At 59.6% G+C, this 17,658-nt stretch carries 13 protein-coding genes and 1 pseudogene; 5 read left to right on the top strand and 9 right to left on the bottom strand.

Annotated features, from left to right (window positions below; all coding sequences use genetic code 11):
- A partial coding sequence (locus RAC97_RS24025) for a thiamine pyrophosphate-binding protein (protein ID WP_375102125.1) occupies positions 1-390 on the bottom strand: 390 nt, incomplete at its 3' end.
- A 112-nt stretch (positions 391-502) separates the two neighbouring features.
- On the opposite strand from RAC97_RS24025, the gene RAC97_RS24020 reads away from it, so the two are divergent.
- Positions 503-1,420 (top strand): LysR family transcriptional regulator, encoded by a 918-nt coding sequence (locus tag RAC97_RS24020; RefSeq protein ID WP_375102124.1) that lies wholly within the window; start codon positions 503-505, stop codon positions 1,418-1,420.
- A gap of 64 nt (positions 1,421-1,484) precedes the next feature.
- Positions 1,485-3,152, top strand: coding sequence for an NAD-dependent malic enzyme (locus tag RAC97_RS24015; protein WP_375102123.1), 1,668 nt, complete (start codon positions 1,485-1,487; stop codon positions 3,150-3,152).
- 73 nt (positions 3,153-3,225) lie between these two features.
- Here the strand turns inward: RAC97_RS24015 and RAC97_RS24010 are convergent, their stop codons facing one another.
- The 3 genes from RAC97_RS24010 to RAC97_RS24000 all read right to left on the bottom strand — a co-directional run bounded on the left by RAC97_RS24010 (position 3,226) and on the right by RAC97_RS24000 (position 6,662).
- Positions 3,226-3,990 (bottom strand): 2-keto-4-pentenoate hydratase, encoded by a 765-nt coding sequence (locus RAC97_RS24010; protein WP_375102122.1) that lies wholly within the window; start codon positions 3,988-3,990, stop codon positions 3,226-3,228.
- A 51-nt stretch (positions 3,991-4,041) separates the two neighbouring features.
- Positions 4,042-5,340, bottom strand: coding sequence for an MFS transporter (locus tag RAC97_RS24005; RefSeq protein ID WP_375102121.1), 1,299 nt, complete (start codon positions 5,338-5,340; stop codon positions 4,042-4,044).
- Between the two features lie 110 nt (positions 5,341-5,450).
- Positions 5,451-6,662, bottom strand: coding sequence for a pyridoxal-phosphate-dependent aminotransferase family protein (locus RAC97_RS24000; RefSeq protein WP_375102120.1), 1,212 nt, complete (start codon positions 6,660-6,662; stop codon positions 5,451-5,453).
- A 152-nt stretch (positions 6,663-6,814) separates the two neighbouring features.
- Here RAC97_RS24000 and RAC97_RS23995 point away from each other — a divergent pair, with 152 nt between their 5' ends.
- The 3 genes from RAC97_RS23995 to RAC97_RS23985 all read left to right on the top strand — a co-directional run bounded on the left by RAC97_RS23995 (position 6,815) and on the right by RAC97_RS23985 (position 11,044).
- The gene (locus tag RAC97_RS23995) at positions 6,815-7,549 is read left to right on the top strand and encodes a GntR family transcriptional regulator (RefSeq protein WP_375102119.1); all 735 of its coding nucleotides are present in this window, start codon (positions 6,815-6,817) and stop codon (positions 7,547-7,549) included.
- Between the two features lie 2 nt (positions 7,550-7,551).
- Complete coding sequence (locus RAC97_RS23990) at positions 7,552-8,784, top strand: glycine hydroxymethyltransferase (protein WP_375102118.1); 1,233 nt, start codon at positions 7,552-7,554, stop codon at positions 8,782-8,784.
- Positions 8,785-8,872: 88 nt separating this feature from the next.
- Positions 8,873-11,044 (top strand): malate synthase G, encoded by a 2,172-nt coding sequence (locus tag RAC97_RS23985; RefSeq protein WP_375102117.1) that lies wholly within the window; start codon positions 8,873-8,875, stop codon positions 11,042-11,044.
- A gap of 111 nt (positions 11,045-11,155) precedes the next feature.
- On the opposite strand, the gene RAC97_RS23980 is transcribed toward RAC97_RS23985, so the two are convergent.
- The 5 genes and pseudogenes from RAC97_RS23980 to RAC97_RS23960 all read right to left on the bottom strand — a co-directional run.
- Positions 11,156-12,049: a DUF6708 domain-containing protein gene (locus RAC97_RS23980; RefSeq protein ID WP_375102116.1), complete on the bottom strand. Its 894-nt coding sequence runs from the start codon at positions 12,047-12,049 to the stop codon at positions 11,156-11,158.
- Between the two features lie 180 nt (positions 12,050-12,229).
- Complete coding sequence (locus tag RAC97_RS23975; protein ID WP_375102115.1) at positions 12,230-13,129, bottom strand: DUF6708 domain-containing protein; 900 nt, start codon at positions 13,127-13,129, stop codon at positions 12,230-12,232.
- Position 13,130: 1 nt separating this feature from the next.
- Positions 13,131-16,100 (bottom strand): T6SS effector BTH_I2691 family protein, encoded by a 2,970-nt coding sequence (locus RAC97_RS23970; RefSeq protein WP_375102114.1) that lies wholly within the window; start codon positions 16,098-16,100, stop codon positions 13,131-13,133.
- Entirely contained in the window at positions 16,093-17,028 is a 936-nt protein-coding gene (locus RAC97_RS23965; protein WP_375102113.1) for a DUF4123 domain-containing protein, read from the bottom strand. The genes RAC97_RS23970 and RAC97_RS23965 overlap by 8 nt, the downstream gene beginning before the upstream one ends.
- Positions 17,025-17,658, bottom strand: a pseudogene (locus tag RAC97_RS23960) (type VI secretion system tip protein VgrG); the annotation flags it as partial. The pseudogene RAC97_RS23960 and the gene RAC97_RS23965, both read right to left, overlap by 4 nt.

Genomic DNA, 17,658 nt, shown 5'->3' with positions numbered 1-17,658 from the left:
GGCCCACTTGGTGACGGGCTTGACGATGCTGGTGATGTCGACGGCCTGGAAGTCTTCCTTGTGCAGGCGAGCACGCGGGGCCTGGCCAGTGATGCAGAGAATCGGGATGGAGTCGGCGGAGGCGCTGTACAGGCCGGTGACCATGTCGGTGCCCGCAGGGCCGGAGGTGCCGATGCACACGCCGATATTGCCGGCCTGGGTGCGGGTGTAGCCTTCGGCCATGTGCGAGGCCCCTTCGACGTGGCGAGCGAGGACATGATCGATGCCGCCCACCGACTTCATCGCCGCATAGAAAGGGTTGATCGCCGCGCCCGGAATACCGAACGCAACCTCCACACCCTCGCGGCGCAACACGTGCACTGCCGCTTCAATCGCTCTCATTCTCGCCATGATCCTCTCCTGACACTGGGTCGATATTTTTCTTATTGAGTGGCAGCATGAAGTACCGAATAGGCTTGTTGAAGGCCAAAAAATTAGATTCTGTCGATACCTGAGGTATGGAATGGGGCGATATGTGGAGTTGCAGAGTTTCGTGCAGGTGGCGCAAAAAGGCAGCTTTGCCGCTGCGGCCCTGACCGAAGGGGTTACTCCGGCCATTCTCGGGCGGCGCCTGGACAGCCTGGAAAAACGCCTGGGGGTCAAGTTGATGCACCGCTCTACACGCGGGCTGAAGCTGACCACTTTGGGCGAGCAATTGCTGGAGCGGGCGACCAAGCTACTGTTGGATTTCGATGACCTGGAAGCCGCTATTTGCAGCAGCGCGTCCTTGGTCAAGGGCAGCTTGCAGATTTCCGCACCGGCGGCATTCGGGCGCGTCCATGTGGCGCCCCATGCCCTGGAGTTCCAGCGCCGCTTCCCTAATGTGAAGCTGGCCTTCAACCTGACTGACAGCGTCGTCGACCTGGTCAGCGAAGGCTATGACCTGAGCATCCGCATCGGTGAGATACGCGACCCCAACTATGTTGCGGTGAAGCTCTACCCCAACAAGCGAGTGGTGTGCGGCACCCCCGGCTATTTTGCCCAGCACGGCCAGCCGAGCACCTTGGAGGATCTGGCCGAGCACAACTGCCTGGCCTTCACCCTGCAGGGCGGCCAGCAGCGCGGCTGGACCTTCATGCGCGATGGTCGGCCCGTGGCCATGAAGGTCAGCGGTAACCTGGCGTGCAACGACGGTGAACTGCTGGCCGCCTGGATGCAGCAAGGCGTGGGCCTCGGCTGGCGTTCGACCTGGGAGATCCAGGCCGAGCTCGATGCTGGCACCCTGGTCACCGTGCTCGACGAATTCGCCCTGCCCGAGTACGACATCCAAGCGGTGTGGCCGCAGCAGCGACACCTGCCGGCCAAGGTGCGGTTCTTCGTCGACTACCTGAAGGAGGTGTACAACGCACCGGGATATTGGAAGCGGGCTGGAAAGAGGTGAATTGCATTTCGATGGGTTGTCGGTATATTGAATTCAAAATACAACAACCCAGCGAGGCACCGTCATGTCATCCGAACGTCGTCCACTGCCCGTCAAGTTCCGAGGCCCTGCGCTTCTGGAAACGCCGCTGTTGAACAAAGGCACCGCCTTCACCCAGCAGGAGCGCCAGCGTTTCCAGTTGCAGGGGTTGTTGCCTGCGCAGGTCGAGACCTTGGAGCAACAGGTGGTGCGGGGCTATCGCCAGTTCAGCGAGGCAGCCAGCCCGCTGGAAAAGCATGTCTACCTGCGCTCGCTTCAGGATCGCAACGAAACACTGTTCTACAAGCTGGTGGAAACACACCTCGAAGAAATGCTGCCGATCATCTACACGCCTACCGTCGGCAAGGCCTGCCAGGAGTTCTCCCGGATCTACCGCAGCCATCGCGGCGTGTTCATTTCCTACGAGGACCGCGGTCGTATCGACGAAATGCTGGCCAACGTGACCAAGGACAACGTCAAGGTCATCGTGGTCAGCGACTGCGAGCGCATCCTTGGCCTGGGCGACCAAGGCATCGGCGGCATGGGTATTCCAATCGGCAAACTGTCGTTGTACACCGCCTGCGGAGGGATCAGCCCGGCGTACACCTTGCCCATCGTGCTGGATGTCGGCACGCACAATCCGGCCCTGCTCGAAGACCCGGAATACCTCGGGCTCAAGCAAGCAAGGGTACGCGGCCAAGAGTATGACGACTTTCTGGAAGCCTTCGTTGCCGCGGTGCAGAAACGCTGGCCGGGGGTGTTGTTGCAGTTCGAAGACTTCGCTCTGGCCAATGCGATGCCGCTGCTGGAGCGCTATCGCGATCGCCTGTGCTGCTTCAACGACGATATCCAGGGCACCGCAGCGGTGACTGTCGGCACGCTGCTGGCGGCCTGTCGCATCAAGGGCGAAAAACTGTCTCGGCAAACCATCGCTTTCGTCGGCGCCGGCTCTGCCGGGTGCGGCATCGCTGAGCAGATCATTCAGGCGATGGTCGAGGAGGGTCTGAGCGATGCCCAGGCGCGCCGCCAGGTGTTCCTGCTCAACAGCAAAGGCTTGCTGACCGATCGCCAGCAAGGGCTGTATCCGTTCCAGGAGCGCTTGTCCCATGCCACGGCGTCTTTGGCGGATTGGCAGTTCGCGGGTGACTGGCCAGACCTTCAGGAAGTCGTGAGCAATGCCCGCCCCAGCGTGCTGATCGGTGTCTCCGGCAAGGCTGGGCTGTTCACCGAAAGCATCATCCACACGCTGTACCAGCAATGCCGCCAGCCGATCATCATGCCGCTGTCCAACCCCACCTCGCAGATCGAGGCGCAACCTTCGGACCTGCTGGCCTGGACCGAAGGTAACGCGCTGATCGCAACCGGCAGCCCGTTCAAGCCGGTGGAGTGGGCAGGGCGTTCTTATCCGATTGCCCAGTGCAACAACTCCTACATCTTCCCAGGCATCGGCCTGGGCGTGATCGTGAGCCAGGCCACCCGTGTGACCGAGCGCATGCTGATGGCTTCGGCGAGGGCGCTGGCAAGCAGTGCCAAGCAAGGGCAGATGCTGCCGCCGATGGGGGAGGTGCAGGCAGTGAGCAAGGCCATTGCGCTGGCTGTTGCGCAGGCTGCGCAGGAGGATGGCGTTGCACCCAGGCAGGATGAGCGTGCGCTGGGCGAGGCGATCGAGGCGTTATTCTGGGCGCCGCGCTATCGGGTGTATGAGCCGGCTTGAGGTTCAGTCGACCCTCTAAAGAGGGCCGCCGCGAGGGGCTGCAAAGCAGCCCCAGTGCACCGTGATCGATGCGTCAGGTCAGCTTCAGCGAAACCGGCGGCAGCCCATTGATCTGCCCCTTCAGCTCGCCAGGCGCCTTGGCGAAGTACATCCCGGTGAACGACCCGGTAGTGATGACGAAGTCCTTCGGCAGCACCTGGCCATTGCGTGTGTGGTGGTTGACCAGCCAAGTGAGCAGCCGACGCGGATCACCCGCCGGGTTGGCCGCCGGCCCAGGCACGATGCTTTCGCCATTGAACACCAGCTCCAGCGTGGGCTGGGCAAACGGGAAGTCGTCCCGGTAGGGCACGAACTCACCCACCACCAAGGCCCCGTGGTTGAGCAGGTCGGCCAGTTGCGTCAAAGGCTCGACCTTGGGGAACGCCGCGAAGCGGCTTGAGACGATCTCGATGGTCGCGGCCATTTCGCCGATGCCTGCGTGTACTTCCTCTTCGCTGTAGTCCTCGTCACGCGGGGTGAAGTCACGCTTGAAGCGCAAGGCGATTTCCAGCTCCAGGCCCACGGGCGCGTAGTCGGCCCGGGCGAAGGTGCTGCCCGGCGCGTGGAGGCATTCGGCGGGCAGGGGCGAGCCCTGCACTGGGCCGGTATGGGATTTCGAACCGATCTTCCAACCACCGGCCTCAAGGCCACGCAGGGCGAAGATGGCTTGCTGGGTGTAGTAGGCGTCGGCGAAATCCTTCGGGTACAGGTGTTGCTCGATCTCACCCAGCGGGCTGCGTTCGCGCTGGGCGTCGACGAGAAGTTGCGCAAGTTGCGCAGAAGGGGCTGCGGTATTCAAGGTGTCGCTCCTTTGATCAGAGCCGCGCTCAGAAAGCGCGGCCACAGGGGGTCATTTACCAACGGCCGGGCTGGGCCGCAGTTCCTCGGCTGGCGCCACCGGCGCCTTGGTATATTCGAAGCGGTTCTGCGGCTTCATCTTGAACGACAGCGCCACACCGATGGCCAACAGCACGATGCTCACCAGGAACGGCAACTGCCAGTTGCCAAACTTGTCGATCAGCATGCCGGCCACCACCGGGCTGATGATGGCCGCCATCGCGGAGCCGGTGTTCATCATGCCCGAAGCGGTGCCGGAATGGTCGGGCGCGATGTCCATGGGAATGGCCCACATCGGGCCGATGGTCATTTCCGAGAAGAAGAAACCGATAGCCAGGCAGGCCAGGGAAATGTGGATGTTGGTCGTGAACATGAGTGGCACCAGCGACAGCAGCGTCAGGCTCAGGCAGATGGATACCATCAGGCTGCGTGCCTTGTTCAGGTTGTTGGTGCGCGCATAGATGCGGTCGCTGACGATGCCGCCCAGGGTGTCGCCGACCACCCCGCCGAAGAACACTGCGGAGGCGAAGATAGCCGTGCCCTTGAGGTCCAGGCCAAGGTTCATGAAGTACATCGGCACCCAGCTCAGCAACAGCCACAGGGTCCAGCCGTAGCAGAAGTAGACGATGGTCACCGGCGCCATGCGCTTGAACAGGCGGCCCCAGGGCAGCGGGTCCTTGTTCTTGACCTTGGGGGCGGGCAACGAGTCCAGCTCTTGCTGGGAGATGCGCGGATGGTCCTTGGGCAATTCAGTGAACACCAGCGCCCACAGCCCCACCCAGACGAAACTGATGACCGCACAGACGTAGAACGACTCGCGCCAGCCGTAGGTGGCCATGATCGCAATCATCGCAGCCGGCGCCAGGGCATTGCCCAGGCGGGCGAAGGCGTGGGTGATGCCTTGGGCGAAACCGCGTTTCTCCTTGGGTACCCAGCGCGACATCGCTGCGGTGGCTGCAGGGAAGGTGGCGCCTTCGCCCAGGCCGAGCAGTACGCGGGCGACGATCAGTGAAACGAAGCCACCGGCCAGGCCAGTCATCACCGTGGCGGCAGCCCAGATGATGCCGCAGACCACCAGGGTGCGCTTGGCGCCGAAGCGGTCGCTGACCCAGCCGCCGATGATCTGGAACACCAGGTAGGGGTAGGCAAAGGCGGAGAAGACGATACCGATTTCGGTCTTGGTCAGGTTGAACTCAGGCCCGAAACCGACGGCAGCAGTACTGACGTTGACCCTGTCCAGGTAGGTGATGAAGTACATGGCGCACAGCATGAACAGCACCACCGTGGTGGGGCGCAGACGGAAAAACTTCATGGTCTATCTCCAATTTCTTATTGTTTTCGCAGACGATGCGAAAGTTCGGGATAGTTCGTCGTTCAAGGCGCTGGGCCAGGGCCACAGCGCGCAGTACCGCGTCTTTCACATCAGCCGCGTCGCAGCGGTACCGATTGCCCTCCCAGGTAGTCCATGGCGGCCAGGACGCCGCTGGCCTGCAGCTTTACGCCCGCCAATTGCAGGCCCATTTCGCAGCCGGTGAGGGTGGCCATCAGGGTCAGGTCATTGCAGTCGCCCAGGTGGCCGATGCGGAACATGCGGCCTTTCATCTTGCCCAGGCCCGTGCCCAGCGACATGTCGAAACGCTCGTAGATGACCTTGCGCACCGCGTCGGCGTCGATGCCCTCGGGGGTCATCACGCCGGTGAGGACCGGGCTGTACACGCTCGGGTCGGCGCACTGGATGTCCAGGCCCCAGGCATTGACTGCGGTACGACAGGCTTGCGCCAGGCGGTTGTGGCGGGCGAAGACGTTCTCCAGCCCTTCGCCCAGGATCATTTCCAGCGCCTCGTTCAAACCGTAGAGCAGGTTGGTGTTCGGGGTGTAGGGCCAGTAGCCGGTCTTGTTCATCTCCACGATTTCGTCCCAGCCCCAGAAGCTGCGCGGCAGGGTAGCGCTCTTGCTGGCTTGCAGGGCCTTGGGGGAGAGGGCGTTGAAGCTGATGCCCGGTGGCAGCATCAGGCCTTTTTGCGAGCCTGAAACAGTGACGTCCACGCCCCATTCATCGTGGCGGTAATCGGCCGAGGCCAGGCCGGAAATGGTGTCGACCAGCAGCAGCGCCGGGTGCCCGGCAGCGTCGATGGCCTTGCGCACCGAAGCGATATCCGAGGTGACGCCGGTACTGGTTTCGTTGTGCACCACGCACACCGCCTTGATGCGATGGCCGCTGTCGGCACGCAGGTGGCTTTCGATCATCGCCGCATCGACCCCACCGCGCCAGCCTTCTATCCCGGGCCGCCCGATGAACTGCGGCTTCAGGCCCAGGCTCAGGGCCATCTTCTGCCACAAGGTGGCGAAGTGGCCGGTTTCGAACATCAGCACCTCATCGCCCGGGCTCAGGGTGTTGCACAGCGCCGCTTCCCAGGCGCCGGTGCCGGAGGCCGGATAGATCACCACCGGGTGGACGGTTTTGAAGATCTTCTTGATGCCCTCGAGCACCTTTAGGCCCAGCTCGCCGAACTCCGGGCCGCGATGGTCGATGGTGGGGTAGCTCATGGCCCGCAGGATGCGGTCTGGGACGGGGCTCGGGCCAGGGATTTGCAGGAAGTGGCGGCCAGCAGGGTGGAAATCGAGCTTCAACATGGTGACTCCTTTTTGTTTTTGTATTTTGAATGCAAAATACGTTAGCACGGCTTTTCCCTGTGTCAAAGGCCCGAAATGGGCTAATGTTTCCCATATTCACTGGGATTTCCAAATAAGAGCGTGCTTTCAATCGCTTACGATGAGGATTTTGAATGCAAAATAACAATGAGCCGAATACCCCGTCACAGCCCTTGTTGATGCCCAGGCTGGAACGCCAGCGTCTGCACGACACAGTGGTGGAGCACCTGCGCAACTTCATCACCGAAGGGGTGCTGGCGCCCGGCAAGAAACTCAACGAGCGCGAGCTGTGCGACACCCTGGGCATCTCCCGCACGCCGCTGCGCGAGGCGCTGAAGGTGCTGGCGATGGAAGGCTTGATTGAAATCAACCCCAACCGTGGCGCGAGCGTTGCGCGCATGTCGGAGCAGGAAATTCGCGAAACCTTCGAGCTGATGAGCGGCATAGAAGCCTTTGCCGGCGAGCTGGCCTGCGAGCGCATCACCACCCAGGAGCTCGATGAGATCAAGGCGCTGCACAACGCCATGGTGGTCAGCAAGAACCAGAACGACCTGCCGGGCTACTACCACCGCAACCGCTCGATCCACGACCTCATCAACCTGGCTGCGCGCAACTCGGCGTTGCGTCAGGTGTACCTGTCGTTGAACCGACGTATTCACTCGCTGCGTTTTCTGTCCAACCAACAGGCGCCGAAATGGGAGCGTGCGCTGCACGATCACGAGGAAATGATCGTGGCGCTGGAGGCCCGGGACGGCAAACGGCTCAGCCATATCCTGCGCCATCACCTGCTGGAAAAGCGCGACGCGATCATGCTGATGGTGCGCGACGAAACCGAGCACCCGAATTCGATTCGTCGGCAGGGAGCATAAGCATGGCCCGTAACCTCGATGCCTTGCTGGCCAACTGCGCCGAGCGTTTGCCGCAACTGCAATCGCAGCGCCTGATGCTGTATGCCGGCGCGAACCTGCCCAGCCCCCGCGCGATGGCCGCCTACAATCCGGCGCTGAGTGCCTACCCCGCCATGGGGCCGGCGTTTGCCAAGGAGCAACCGGAAACCGAGCTGGTCAGTGAGCTGGAACTGTATACCCAGGAGGCCGCGAAGCAGCTGTTCAAAGCCGACTGGGCGCAAGTGCGCCTGCCCAGTTGCACCCTGGCCAACCTGGCGGTGTTCCATGCCTACTGCCAGCCAGGCGACCGGATACTGGCTCCGGCTGCCGCGCATGGCGGACACCTCAGTCAGCGCCGGGGCGGCACGCCAGCAATGGCCGGGCTTGTGGTCGAAGACCTGCCATTCGATACCGCTACCTGTCAGCTGGATACCGAACGTGCCGTCGTCCAGGTCGAACGGGTACAGCCAAAGTGGGTGGTGTTGGGCCGCAGTATCATGGTCAAGGCCGACGATATCGCGCCTGTGGTCCAAGCGGCCCGTGCCGTGGGCGTCAGAACGCTGTTCGATGCCTCCCACGTGCTGGGCCTGATTGCCGGCGGGGTCTACCCCAACCCGTTCGATGCCGGGGTCGACCTGGTCACCAGCTCCACCTACAAGACCTTGCCTGGCCGTCCGCAAGGGCTGGTGCTGGGGCGCAACCCGCAGGATGCCCAGGCACTCGACCGCGTGCTGGACGGGCAAATGCTCGCCAACTACGACGCCGGGCGCCTGGCCTCGCTTGCCGTCACCCTCGATGAGGCACTGGCCGATAACGGCGCCTATGCGCGTGCCATCGTCGAAAACAGCGCGGCACTGCATCGTGCCTTGCTCGAGGCGGGCCTGCCGGTAATCGCTGCGCAGGGCAGGGAGGTGCACACCCATCAGTTGCTGTTGCCGCTGTCCAGCAGTGTCGACCCACGTGCCGTAATGCGGGTACTGCAGACCCACGCAATACTCATCGGCACCTGCGTCGACCCCACACAGGCGGGTCGCTACGCCCTGCGTCTCGGCACCCAGTTCATCACCCGACAAGGGTTGGGCGCCACGCGTATGCCGGAGGTGGCACGGCTGCTCGCCCAGGTGCTGCAGGTTGCGCCTTGCGGGGGGGTGCAGGTTCGCGCCGATATGAATGAGGCGTGCACCCAAGTCGCGATCCGCAGCCTGCTAAAAAAATGAATATTGAATTCAAAATACATAATGGGTAACACTGACGCCCCACCAACAATAAGAGATTCGCCTTGTCACGGCGAAAGAGAGGAGCGTCATGAGCGAGTTCATTGCAAGAGGCCACCTGACCGTCGCACCCCAGTTGCTGCACTTCATCGAAGACGAACTGCTATCGGGAACCGGCGTGCAGGCCAGCCATTTCTGGAGCGCCTTCGACCGCCTGGTGCATGACCTCGCACCGCTCAACCGCGCCCTGCTGGATACCCGCGAACGGCTCCAGGCAAAACTCGATGCCTGGCACCGCGCCAACCCTGGGGCGGTGCAGGACAAAGCCGCGTACCGCCAATTCCTGCAATCTATTGGCTACCTGCAACCGGTGCCCGCAGCCGTGGCGGTTCGCACGGCCAACGTCGACAGCGAAATCGCCACCCAAGCCGGCCCGCAACTGGTGGTGCCGGTGATGAACGCCCGCTATGCCCTCAACGCCGCGAACGCCCGCTGGGGTTCGTTGTACGACGCGCTGTATGGCACCGACGTCATTGCCGATGAAGGCGCCACTGCCAGGGCGTCGGGCTTCAACCCGCTGCGCGCCAAGAGCGTCGTCACCTTCGCCCGCCAGTTCCTCGACCGCAGCGTGCCGCTGGCCTCGGGCAGCCATGTCGGCTCCACCCGCTACCGCATCGATAATGGCCAGTTGCGCGTCACTCTGGCCGATGGCTCGACCACCGGCCTTGCGCATCCGCAACAATGGCTGGGCTTGCAAGGCGAGGCCAGCGCCCCAAGCGCGCTGCTGCTGGTAAACAACGGCCTGCACATCGAGATCCATATCGACGGCGCCACGCCCATCGGCAGCCAGGACTCGGCGCATATCAAAGACGTGGTGCTCGAAGCAGCACTCACTACCATCATGGACTGCGAAGATTCCGTAGCCGCCGTGGATGCAGCCGACAAGGTCCTGGTCTATCGCAACTGGCTTGGCTTGATGAAGGGGGACTTGAGCGAAACCCTCGAGAAGGACGGCCGCACCATCACCCGCCGCCTCAACCCCTCACGTCGCTGGACCCGCGCTGATGGCAGCAGTCTCGAATTGCCTGGTTGTGCACTGATGCTGGTACGCAACGTCGGCCACCTGATGACCACCCCCGCACTGCTCGATGGCAACGGCCAGGAAGTGCCCGAAGGCATCGTCGACGCCGTGGTCACCAGCCTTGCGGCCATGCATGACCTGGAGCACCGTCGCAATTCCCGGCAAGGCAGCGTCTACATCGTGAAACCGAAGATGCATGGCCCCGACGAAGTCGCGTTCGCCGCACAACTGTTCGACCGCGTCGAGCAGATGCTGGGGCTCCCGGCCAACACCTTGAAGATGGGCATCATGGACGAGGAGCGGCGCACCACGCTCAACCTCAAGGCGTGCATCGCCCAGGCCACAGAGCGCCTGGTGTTCATCAACACAGGCTTTCTCGACCGCACGGGCGACGAGATGCACACGCTGATGGAAGCCGGCCCGATGCTGCGCAAGGGCGATATGAAAACCAGCCGTTGGCTCAAGGCATACGAGCGCAACAACGTGCTGGTGGGCCTTGAATGCCAGTTGCAAGGCCGCGCGCAGATCGGCAAGGGCATGTGGGCCATGCCCGATTTGATGAGCGCCATGCTCGAACAGAAGATCGCCCACCCACAGGCCGGCGCCACCACCGCCTGGGTGCCGTCACCGACCGCCGCGACGCTGCATGCCATGCACTACCACCAGGTCGATGTCGCCGCCGTTCAGGCCCGCATCATCGAGCAGGCCGATGCCGGGGAACTGCTGCGGTTGCAGGACGAATTGCTGGAGGTGCCATTGGGTGATGCCAGCCAGTGGGACGCCAAGGCTATTGCTGAAGAGTTGGAAAACAACGCGCAAGGTTTGCTCGGTTATGTGGTGCGCTGGGTCGAGCAGGGTGTCGGTTGCTCGAAAGTGCCGGATATCCACGATGTCGGCCTGATGGAAGACCGCGCCACCTTGCGTATCTCCAGCCAGCACATCGCCAACTGGCTCAGGCATGGTGTGGTGAACCCGGCCCAGGTGATGGCCGCGCTCAAGCGCATGGCGGTGGTGGTGGATACGCAGAACGCCAGCGACCCTTTGTATCGGCCCATGGCGGCGGATTTCGAGCGGTCGCTGGCGTTTGCGGCGGCGTGTGCGTTGGTGTTCGAGGGAGGGCGGCAGCCTAGTGGGTATACCGAGCCGTTGTTGCATCGGTTCAGGTTGAATTACAAGGGTTGAGGGGCAATGCGTCTCGTCCTTCGGCCATCCCTTAGAGGGTCGTAGGAAAGTGATGTAATGGGACAGGCCCGGTCATCGGGACCACCGCTCTTGGGCCTTCGCTTACATCCCTCACTTGCGTTTCCTCTTTCCAGCCTGGGTGGGAGCATCTTCGAACGCTTCTGGTGGTGCCGGGGCTGCCTGCACGTTGAATAGTCGACAGATGAGGTACCAGCACACTGCGAGGGAGAAGTTGTAGGGAAACAGTACGGCCCAGAAGGGGAGTTGCCAGAGCTTTTTGCCTTGCATTTCACCTGGCTCCCCCGTGCGCCAGGGGGCGTAGTGTCGCCAGGCTTCCGATGGGGTCAGACAGATGGCCTCCAGCGGTCGGTGCCACCAGTTGGATTCGTCAGGTGGCGGGAGTTTGTCCAAACCGTGGTCCATGAAGTGGCGTAGGTATTCCCAGACTTCGGCGACGTAGTGGGCGCTCGGTTCGGTTGGTTCGTTGCTGTCGATCCAGAGGCAGTCCATTTTATGGAGGCTGCCATCTTCCCGGCGGGGGGCGAAGGCGAGGGCGTAGCTGGTAGTGAAGGAGACCCCGCCGAATTCTGTGCGTGCGAAAATGCCGCCTCCAATGTTGTTCCAGTCGAAGGTGATGTTTTTTCCGAAGCGCTGATAGTGGATTTTTTGTGTGTGTCGATTTAGATATATTTTTGACAGCTTCTTTATTAATAGAATTCTGTAAATTAAGAATGGGGTGAAGATGAGTGGTGTTAGTATTTGCAGGGCAAGCGAAAGGTAATAAATGTCTGGCGTAAAGCTTGCGTTGTGAGTAGGAAAAGAAGAATATGCAAGGAAAGCTAGGCAGACAATCATTGCAGTGTAGATTTTTCCCATGAATACCGAGTCGGTCACCCATGGGTTGTGTAGGCAAAGCGTGTTGTGGGTGATTTCATAGAGTTGTCCAGATATTCTGGGTTCGGTGTTGATTTGGTTTTTTGGCCCAAACGCCCATATTATAGACATTTTAATTTTCCAGCATGAATTGAGTGATTGTTTTGTTTTCGCTATATATGCTTTTGCTGGCTTGGTAGATGATATTAAGTTTTACGTATCTCGCGCTTTTCCTCTCGTGCTTGAAGTTTGGTGTAAGTTCTGCGGGTGTTATATGGCAGTTCGGGGTTGCGGGGCCTTCGCTTACATCCCTCACTTGCGTTTCCTCTTTCCAGGCTGGGTGGGAGCATCTTCGAACGCTTCTGGTGGAGCCGGTGCTGCCTGCACGTTGAATAGTCGACAGATGAGGTACCAGCACACTGCGAGGGAGAAGTTGTAGGGGAACAGTACGGCCCAGAAGGGGAGTTGCCAGAGCTTTTTGCCTTGCATTTCACCTGGCTCCCCCGTGCGCCAGGGGGCGTAGTGTCGCCAGGCCTCCGATGGGGTCAGACAGATGGCTTCCAGCGGTCGGTGCCACCAGTTGGACTCGTCGGGTGGCGGGAGTTTGTCCAAACCGTGGTCCATGAAGTGGCGTAGGTATTCCCAGACTTCGGCGACGTAGTGGGCGCTCGGTTCGGTTGGTTCGTTGCTGTCGATCCAGAGGCAGTCCATTTTATGGAGGCTGCCATCTTCCCGGCGGGGGGCGAAGGCAAGGGCGTAGCTGGTGCTGAAGGAGGCACCGCCGAATTCGGTCCGTGCGAAAATACCGCCTCCTATATTGTTCCAGTCAAAGGTGATGTTTTTTCTAAAGCGTTGGTAATATATTTTTTTTGTTTCGCGATTTAGATATATGTTTGAGAGTTTCTTGATGAATATTATTCGGTAGGCTAGGAATGGCGTGAAAATAAATGGACCTAGGATTAGTCCGATTAGAAATAGATCTGCATTTTCAAGAAGGTTATGCGTGTGGGCGTGGAATAAAATTGAGTAGTCGAACGCTGCGAAAATTACTGTCATTGCAGTATATGTTTTCCCCATAAATACAGAGTCTGTTACCCAGGGGTTGCGCAAGCATAGAACGGTTTGGGTGCGGCTTGATACCTGTCCTTTAATTTTGGGCTTGATATTGGTTTTGGTCTTGGTCTTGGTGTCAAATATCCATTGTATTGACATTTTATTGGCTCGGAGTGAAAGATGTTATTGAAGGTGTGCTGTGGCCTACGTTTGGGTGATAGGTTATTTTAAGTTTTGTTTGTTGCTCCTCTCTCGCTGCTGTCTTGAAGAGAAGAACTAGTCCGTAGGGTGTGATGTGGCAGTGTGGGTTTGGTAGCACAATCGATTTTGACGTATTGCTGGTGAGTAGGTCTGATGACCATGTGCTTTGCCCGAGACGAAACTCCTTTAGTAATATGACTAGCTCTACAGTAGGAGCAGTGCTCGTTACCTCGTTGTGAGTGATTTCTGTCCAGTTTGGCTGCGACCAGGTGAATTTATGGTTCCAGAGATTTTTTGTGGTAGATATATCAAGGCTTTTAGCTTCATCGGTGGATAGCAGGATCGGCATGTAATAAGCGGCATGCCACTGCTCGATCTCTTCTGCCAGACTTTTATATCTGGGTAGCTTGAGCTCGGAGTCTAGCCCAATGGTGTCCCGACTTTCACCATCATTAAGACGTGTTCCGAAAATGCTGCGGGCTGCCCATAGCTCTATAGGGCTGTGGAGTCTTTCATGTGCCTTGAAATGGCCGTAAATACCGACTGCAAGTGCCGCTCCTCCCAATAATATAACTGCAATCCGCCCTATTAGAGGGATGAGTGCTGTAGTAGTGGCGATAGCTAAGGTACCTTCTAATATTGCGACGGATCCGACCGCTATTGCTAGGCCTGCGAAGAAGCTAAGTGTTCCTGAAGTGTCATCTCCGTTTTGTGCTTGGCGGAGTGCTTTGAGGCTATCTGAAAGCAGGCCGAGAAGTATTGCAGGATAACCTAGTATTCTAGTGAATAATTTGCTGCTAAGAAAATGGATAAGCCCATTACCAAAAGCCATCCCAGGCGCTGTCGAACTCAGCCTCATCATCACCACTTTCTGTGCCGCTCGCGCACTTACCATCGCTGCCGCCGCGGCACCCATCACGCCAAAAATCGAAGCAGCAAACCCCGTTGTATACTCCGGAGCATCACTTTTTTGCAGGCTGTTATAGGCACCCTTGAGCGAAATTACGTTGAACCACAACATGCCGGCATTGAGTGAGGCGCCTGTGTTTGCTGCCAGTAGACCCGCGAAGTTTGGTTTAACCCGTGCCGTCGTGGTCAGCTCCACCGACACCGTTCGACTGCCGGTGATACGCAACTGCCTCATTTCTTCTACCTGTGCCATTCCACTCTTCAGGTAGCGCTGCACCTCCTGACTGAACGGATCATTGCTGATGGCCTGGTCGGTAATTCCATAACGCGCTTCGAGCAAGCCCAATGCCTTTTGTGCATTGGCTTCTTGTGCAGCCACTTGGACCTGCTGACGCAAGGTACGGCTGGCATCCCAGCGGGTTTGTCCGCGCATGCGCTTGAGCACTACTGTGGTGACGGACTGGGCAGTGAGGTCCGTGATGCCCGCAGTGGCTGGAAAGCGGCCTACCAAACTCTGGATCACGTTGTCGCTGCCCCCCAGCAAGCCTCCCACTGCGTCGGCCTTGTCGCTGAACGGGTTGAAGGGGGCGAGGGCGGTGTAGAGCGGGCTATCGTGCTGGTCCAGCCACTGTTCGAGCCGTTTGAAGCGCTTGTCGCGGTCTTCGGCTCCAGGGACCGGCTGGCCCATGGCGTGGATCATCATCGCCAGGGAAATCTCTAGCCCTAGGGCCGAGCTGGGTTCATCGCGGTCATAACTCGACAGTGCCGCGGCCAGGCTAAACGGGTTATCGAGGTGCTCGGCTTCAGCGGTGGCGAGCCAGGTATCGTGATCGTCGCTCGCTTGCAGCGCCTGTTCCTGCAAGGCCTGGATACGCAGGTCGAGTTCATCGCGTTCGGTCAAAAATTGGTGATAGAGGGCGGTGTCGATGCGTTGCGCCAGGCGAGCGCCCATGGGGGAGTGGCGTTCATCCACAAGTGCCCGGTAGCGCGCCTCGGCGTTGGATAACGGGCGTTCTGCCGATGATTGAATACGCTGAACGGCAAGATCCAGCGGTGGCGAGTCCGCTGGATACATACTCTCCAGCGTCTTGTTCAGCAACATGGCCACCAAGTTGCGGTGGTGGAAATCCTGGCTTTTGCGACTCAGTCTTTGTGCGTCCAACTGGTAGCAGCCCGGCACATCCTGTTGTTCCGTGGCTTGTTGCGGTCGGGTGTGCTCCAACGGCTCGGCCGGTATCAGGTCGCGCAGTTGATGTTGGTAGGCCGCTGCGCAAAGGCTCAGGTCCAGCGCCAGACCCTGCATGTCATTGAGCACCACCACCACGGGAATCTTGGGTTGGCTGTACGGGTAGTGCCGGGCCATGGCATTGAGGCTGCCAAACGACAGCGTTTCTGGCACCGGGTGGCTACTCCACTCGAATGACATGCGCTGATCGTTTGGCTTGAAGTCTTCGACCCAGGTGCTCAGCGCGCTAAGAGGCAGTACATGGGGTTGAGAGGAGCGCGTCTTGTTGGCGGTTATCAGTTCGGCCATGTCCAGTTGGCGCATATGGCGAGCGCGCAACGCCGGCGAATGACTGACGCTTGCCGTCATGGCGTTGGTCCACAGGTGGGGGCTGTAGCCAATCCAGACCTCCTTGGCATCTTCCTCGCCAGTGTCTGCCCATACCCAGCCCAGGCCCTGGGTAGACAAATAAGCATCGCGTTGGTGATAGTTCTCCAGCCCGCGATAGCGCAGTTCCTTGTAGCGACCCTCGCCGTCGTATTCATGGATCACCATTTTTTCCGTGCGCGAGCCTTTCATGAAGACATAGACATAACCGGGTCGCAGCGCCCGCAAGGTATAGCTGGAGTGCTGCAGCGCAGGGAAACGTTTCTCAAGGGCCAAGCCTGAGTCGGCGTAGCGAATGGCGGGAGCGTCGCCTGCGCGTGGCGCGATGGCATAGCGCAATGGAAGGATAGGTACACGGGGGCTGCAGGCGGGGCCGGAGGTGGCGCTGTTGAAGGCAATGCTAGTCATGGTGCGTTCCCTTGCTGTGGATCAGTAGCTCCAGTTGATAGAGGCGGCTTTGAGGCGACTCGTCGAGGTTGCCGTAGATGTCCCATGCTTGTTCATTGCTCAGCAGCCACAGGTTTCTTGCCACCAGGCGAATGAAGTGGCCGCAGACCTCTTCATCTCTGAAGTTGAGCGTTCGCAGTTGCGGCAGCAGGGTTTCGATCCACTGGCGAATGTCAATCAGCGTACGGGCGTTGTGCTGTGGCATGGCCAGCACGTCGTGGGCGAGGCTGAGTACGAAGTGTTCGTGCATGCCGGCTTCTAGCTGGAACAATTCCTGTTGCTGGAGAGATAAGGACGCGGCGTTTCTTGAGCGGGCAGCGGTCGGTATTCGCTCAAGCTTTTTCCATGTGTGCGCAGGTCCCCAGTTGGTTCGCCATAGCAATCGAGATACTGGGCCGAGCCAGGCCTCCCGATTTTCATCAGTCAGCGCATCCAGCCATGCCGTTAGGTAGTTAGGCTTGAGGTGATGTGTAGCGCAACCGTGATCCGCAAGCGTGAACTGCACCATGCTGGTGAAGTGGTCGGATAAAGCAGCGAGGTCGATCTGGGCATCCAGCGCAATGGCGCCTCCAATGGGCATCCAGTTCGAAATAGCGTGTTGCATCAGTTCAGGAGCTTCGTGCACGTCCACCAACAGCGGGCCATATTCATGGTTGTCATCCAGGGCACTGTGTTTCCATAACCAGGCATGCGGAACATCACTGGCAACTTCCCGGATGAGCTCCAGTACTGAAGGGGCATAGGCTGGACGCAGCGGAAACTCACGAGGGATCGGCCGGTAAGCCCAATTCTCTAAGTCGCTGGTCATTAGCAGCAAAAATTGAAAGCCGTCGCTCAACAGTTCCGCAGGGGGATCTGCAAAAGCTACGGGTTGCGATGCAACCTTCATCGGCTTCGCTCTCCCAGACAACGGCAGTCAGGAAGATCGCAGGTGCCATCGAAGCGACGACCGCACAAGCGCTCCAATGGTTTGCCGCTGACTGGAGCGCTGTGGATGGCGAATGGGTTGGTCGTTGCGCCAAGCGTCTGGTGGACCTCGCCTTTGATACGAATACTGGGGCCGTCCAGGGTGATTCCGGTGTCGTCGATACAGATCGAGCCACCCGGCCCTCGAAGTACGATCGCTTCGCCAGCCCGTAGCTCGTACAGGCGAGTACGTCTACGAATTGCCTGGCGAGCTTCCAGTTCGGCATATCCCTCGACCAATTGCTCCAGATTGCCACCGATCTTTATCGAGTGGTTGGCGCTGATGCGGTCCTGGCGGTGGTTACCAACTGTTTCAAGGCGGTCCTTGCCAATGTTGCATATCTGATTTCGACCCACATCGACGAATCGGTCCTGACCGATGGTTATTCGCTCGTCGTTGCCAACGGTTTCGCCACGATCGTTTCCAATGATGGTCGTTTCATCCCGCCCAACCTGCTCCTTGCGATCATTACCCACCTGCGTGGTCTCATCATGCTGGACCACATTGTTCTGATCGCGCTGCGCATGAATGAACACTTCCTCACGCCCCAGC

Source organism: Pseudomonas sp. LS_2 (genome assembly GCF_042709235.1).
Lineage (GTDB): Bacteria > Pseudomonadota > Gammaproteobacteria > Pseudomonadales > Pseudomonadaceae > Aquipseudomonas.
The sequence above is the reverse complement of the archived record's forward strand: the minus strand, read 5'-3'. Positions and strand labels throughout refer to the sequence as shown.

Bases quoted from the DNA above. Each gene is read 5' to 3' on its own strand.
- RAC97_RS24020 (WP_375102124.1), top strand. From the start codon at position 503: ATGGGGCGATATGTGGAGTTGCAGAGTTTCGTGCAGGTGGCGCAAAAA.
- RAC97_RS23980 (WP_375102116.1), bottom strand. From the start codon at position 12,049: ATGTCTATAATATGGGCGTTTGGGCCAAAAAACCAAATCAACACCGAA.
- RAC97_RS23990 (WP_375102118.1), top strand. From the start codon at position 7,552: ATGGCCCGTAACCTCGATGCCTTGCTGGCCAACTGCGCCGAGCGTTTG.
- RAC97_RS24005 (WP_375102121.1), bottom strand. From the start codon at position 5,340: ATGAAGTTTTTCCGTCTGCGCCCCACCACGGTGGTGCTGTTCATGCTG.
- RAC97_RS23975 (WP_375102115.1), bottom strand. From the start codon at position 13,129: ATGTCAATACAATGGATATTTGACACCAAGACCAAGACCAAAACCAAT.
- RAC97_RS24015 (WP_375102123.1), top strand. From the start codon at position 1,485: ATGTCATCCGAACGTCGTCCACTGCCCGTCAAGTTCCGAGGCCCTGCG.
- RAC97_RS23985 (WP_375102117.1), top strand. From the start codon at position 8,873: ATGAGCGAGTTCATTGCAAGAGGCCACCTGACCGTCGCACCCCAGTTG.
- RAC97_RS23995 (WP_375102119.1), top strand. From the start codon at position 6,815: ATGCAAAATAACAATGAGCCGAATACCCCGTCACAGCCCTTGTTGATG.
- RAC97_RS24000 (WP_375102120.1), bottom strand. From the start codon at position 6,662: ATGTTGAAGCTCGATTTCCACCCTGCTGGCCGCCACTTCCTGCAAATC.
- RAC97_RS23970 (WP_375102114.1), bottom strand. From the start codon at position 16,100: ATGACTAGCATTGCCTTCAACAGCGCCACCTCCGGCCCCGCCTGCAGC.
- RAC97_RS23965 (WP_375102113.1), bottom strand. From the start codon at position 17,028: ATGAAGGTTGCATCGCAACCCGTAGCTTTTGCAGATCCCCCTGCGGAA.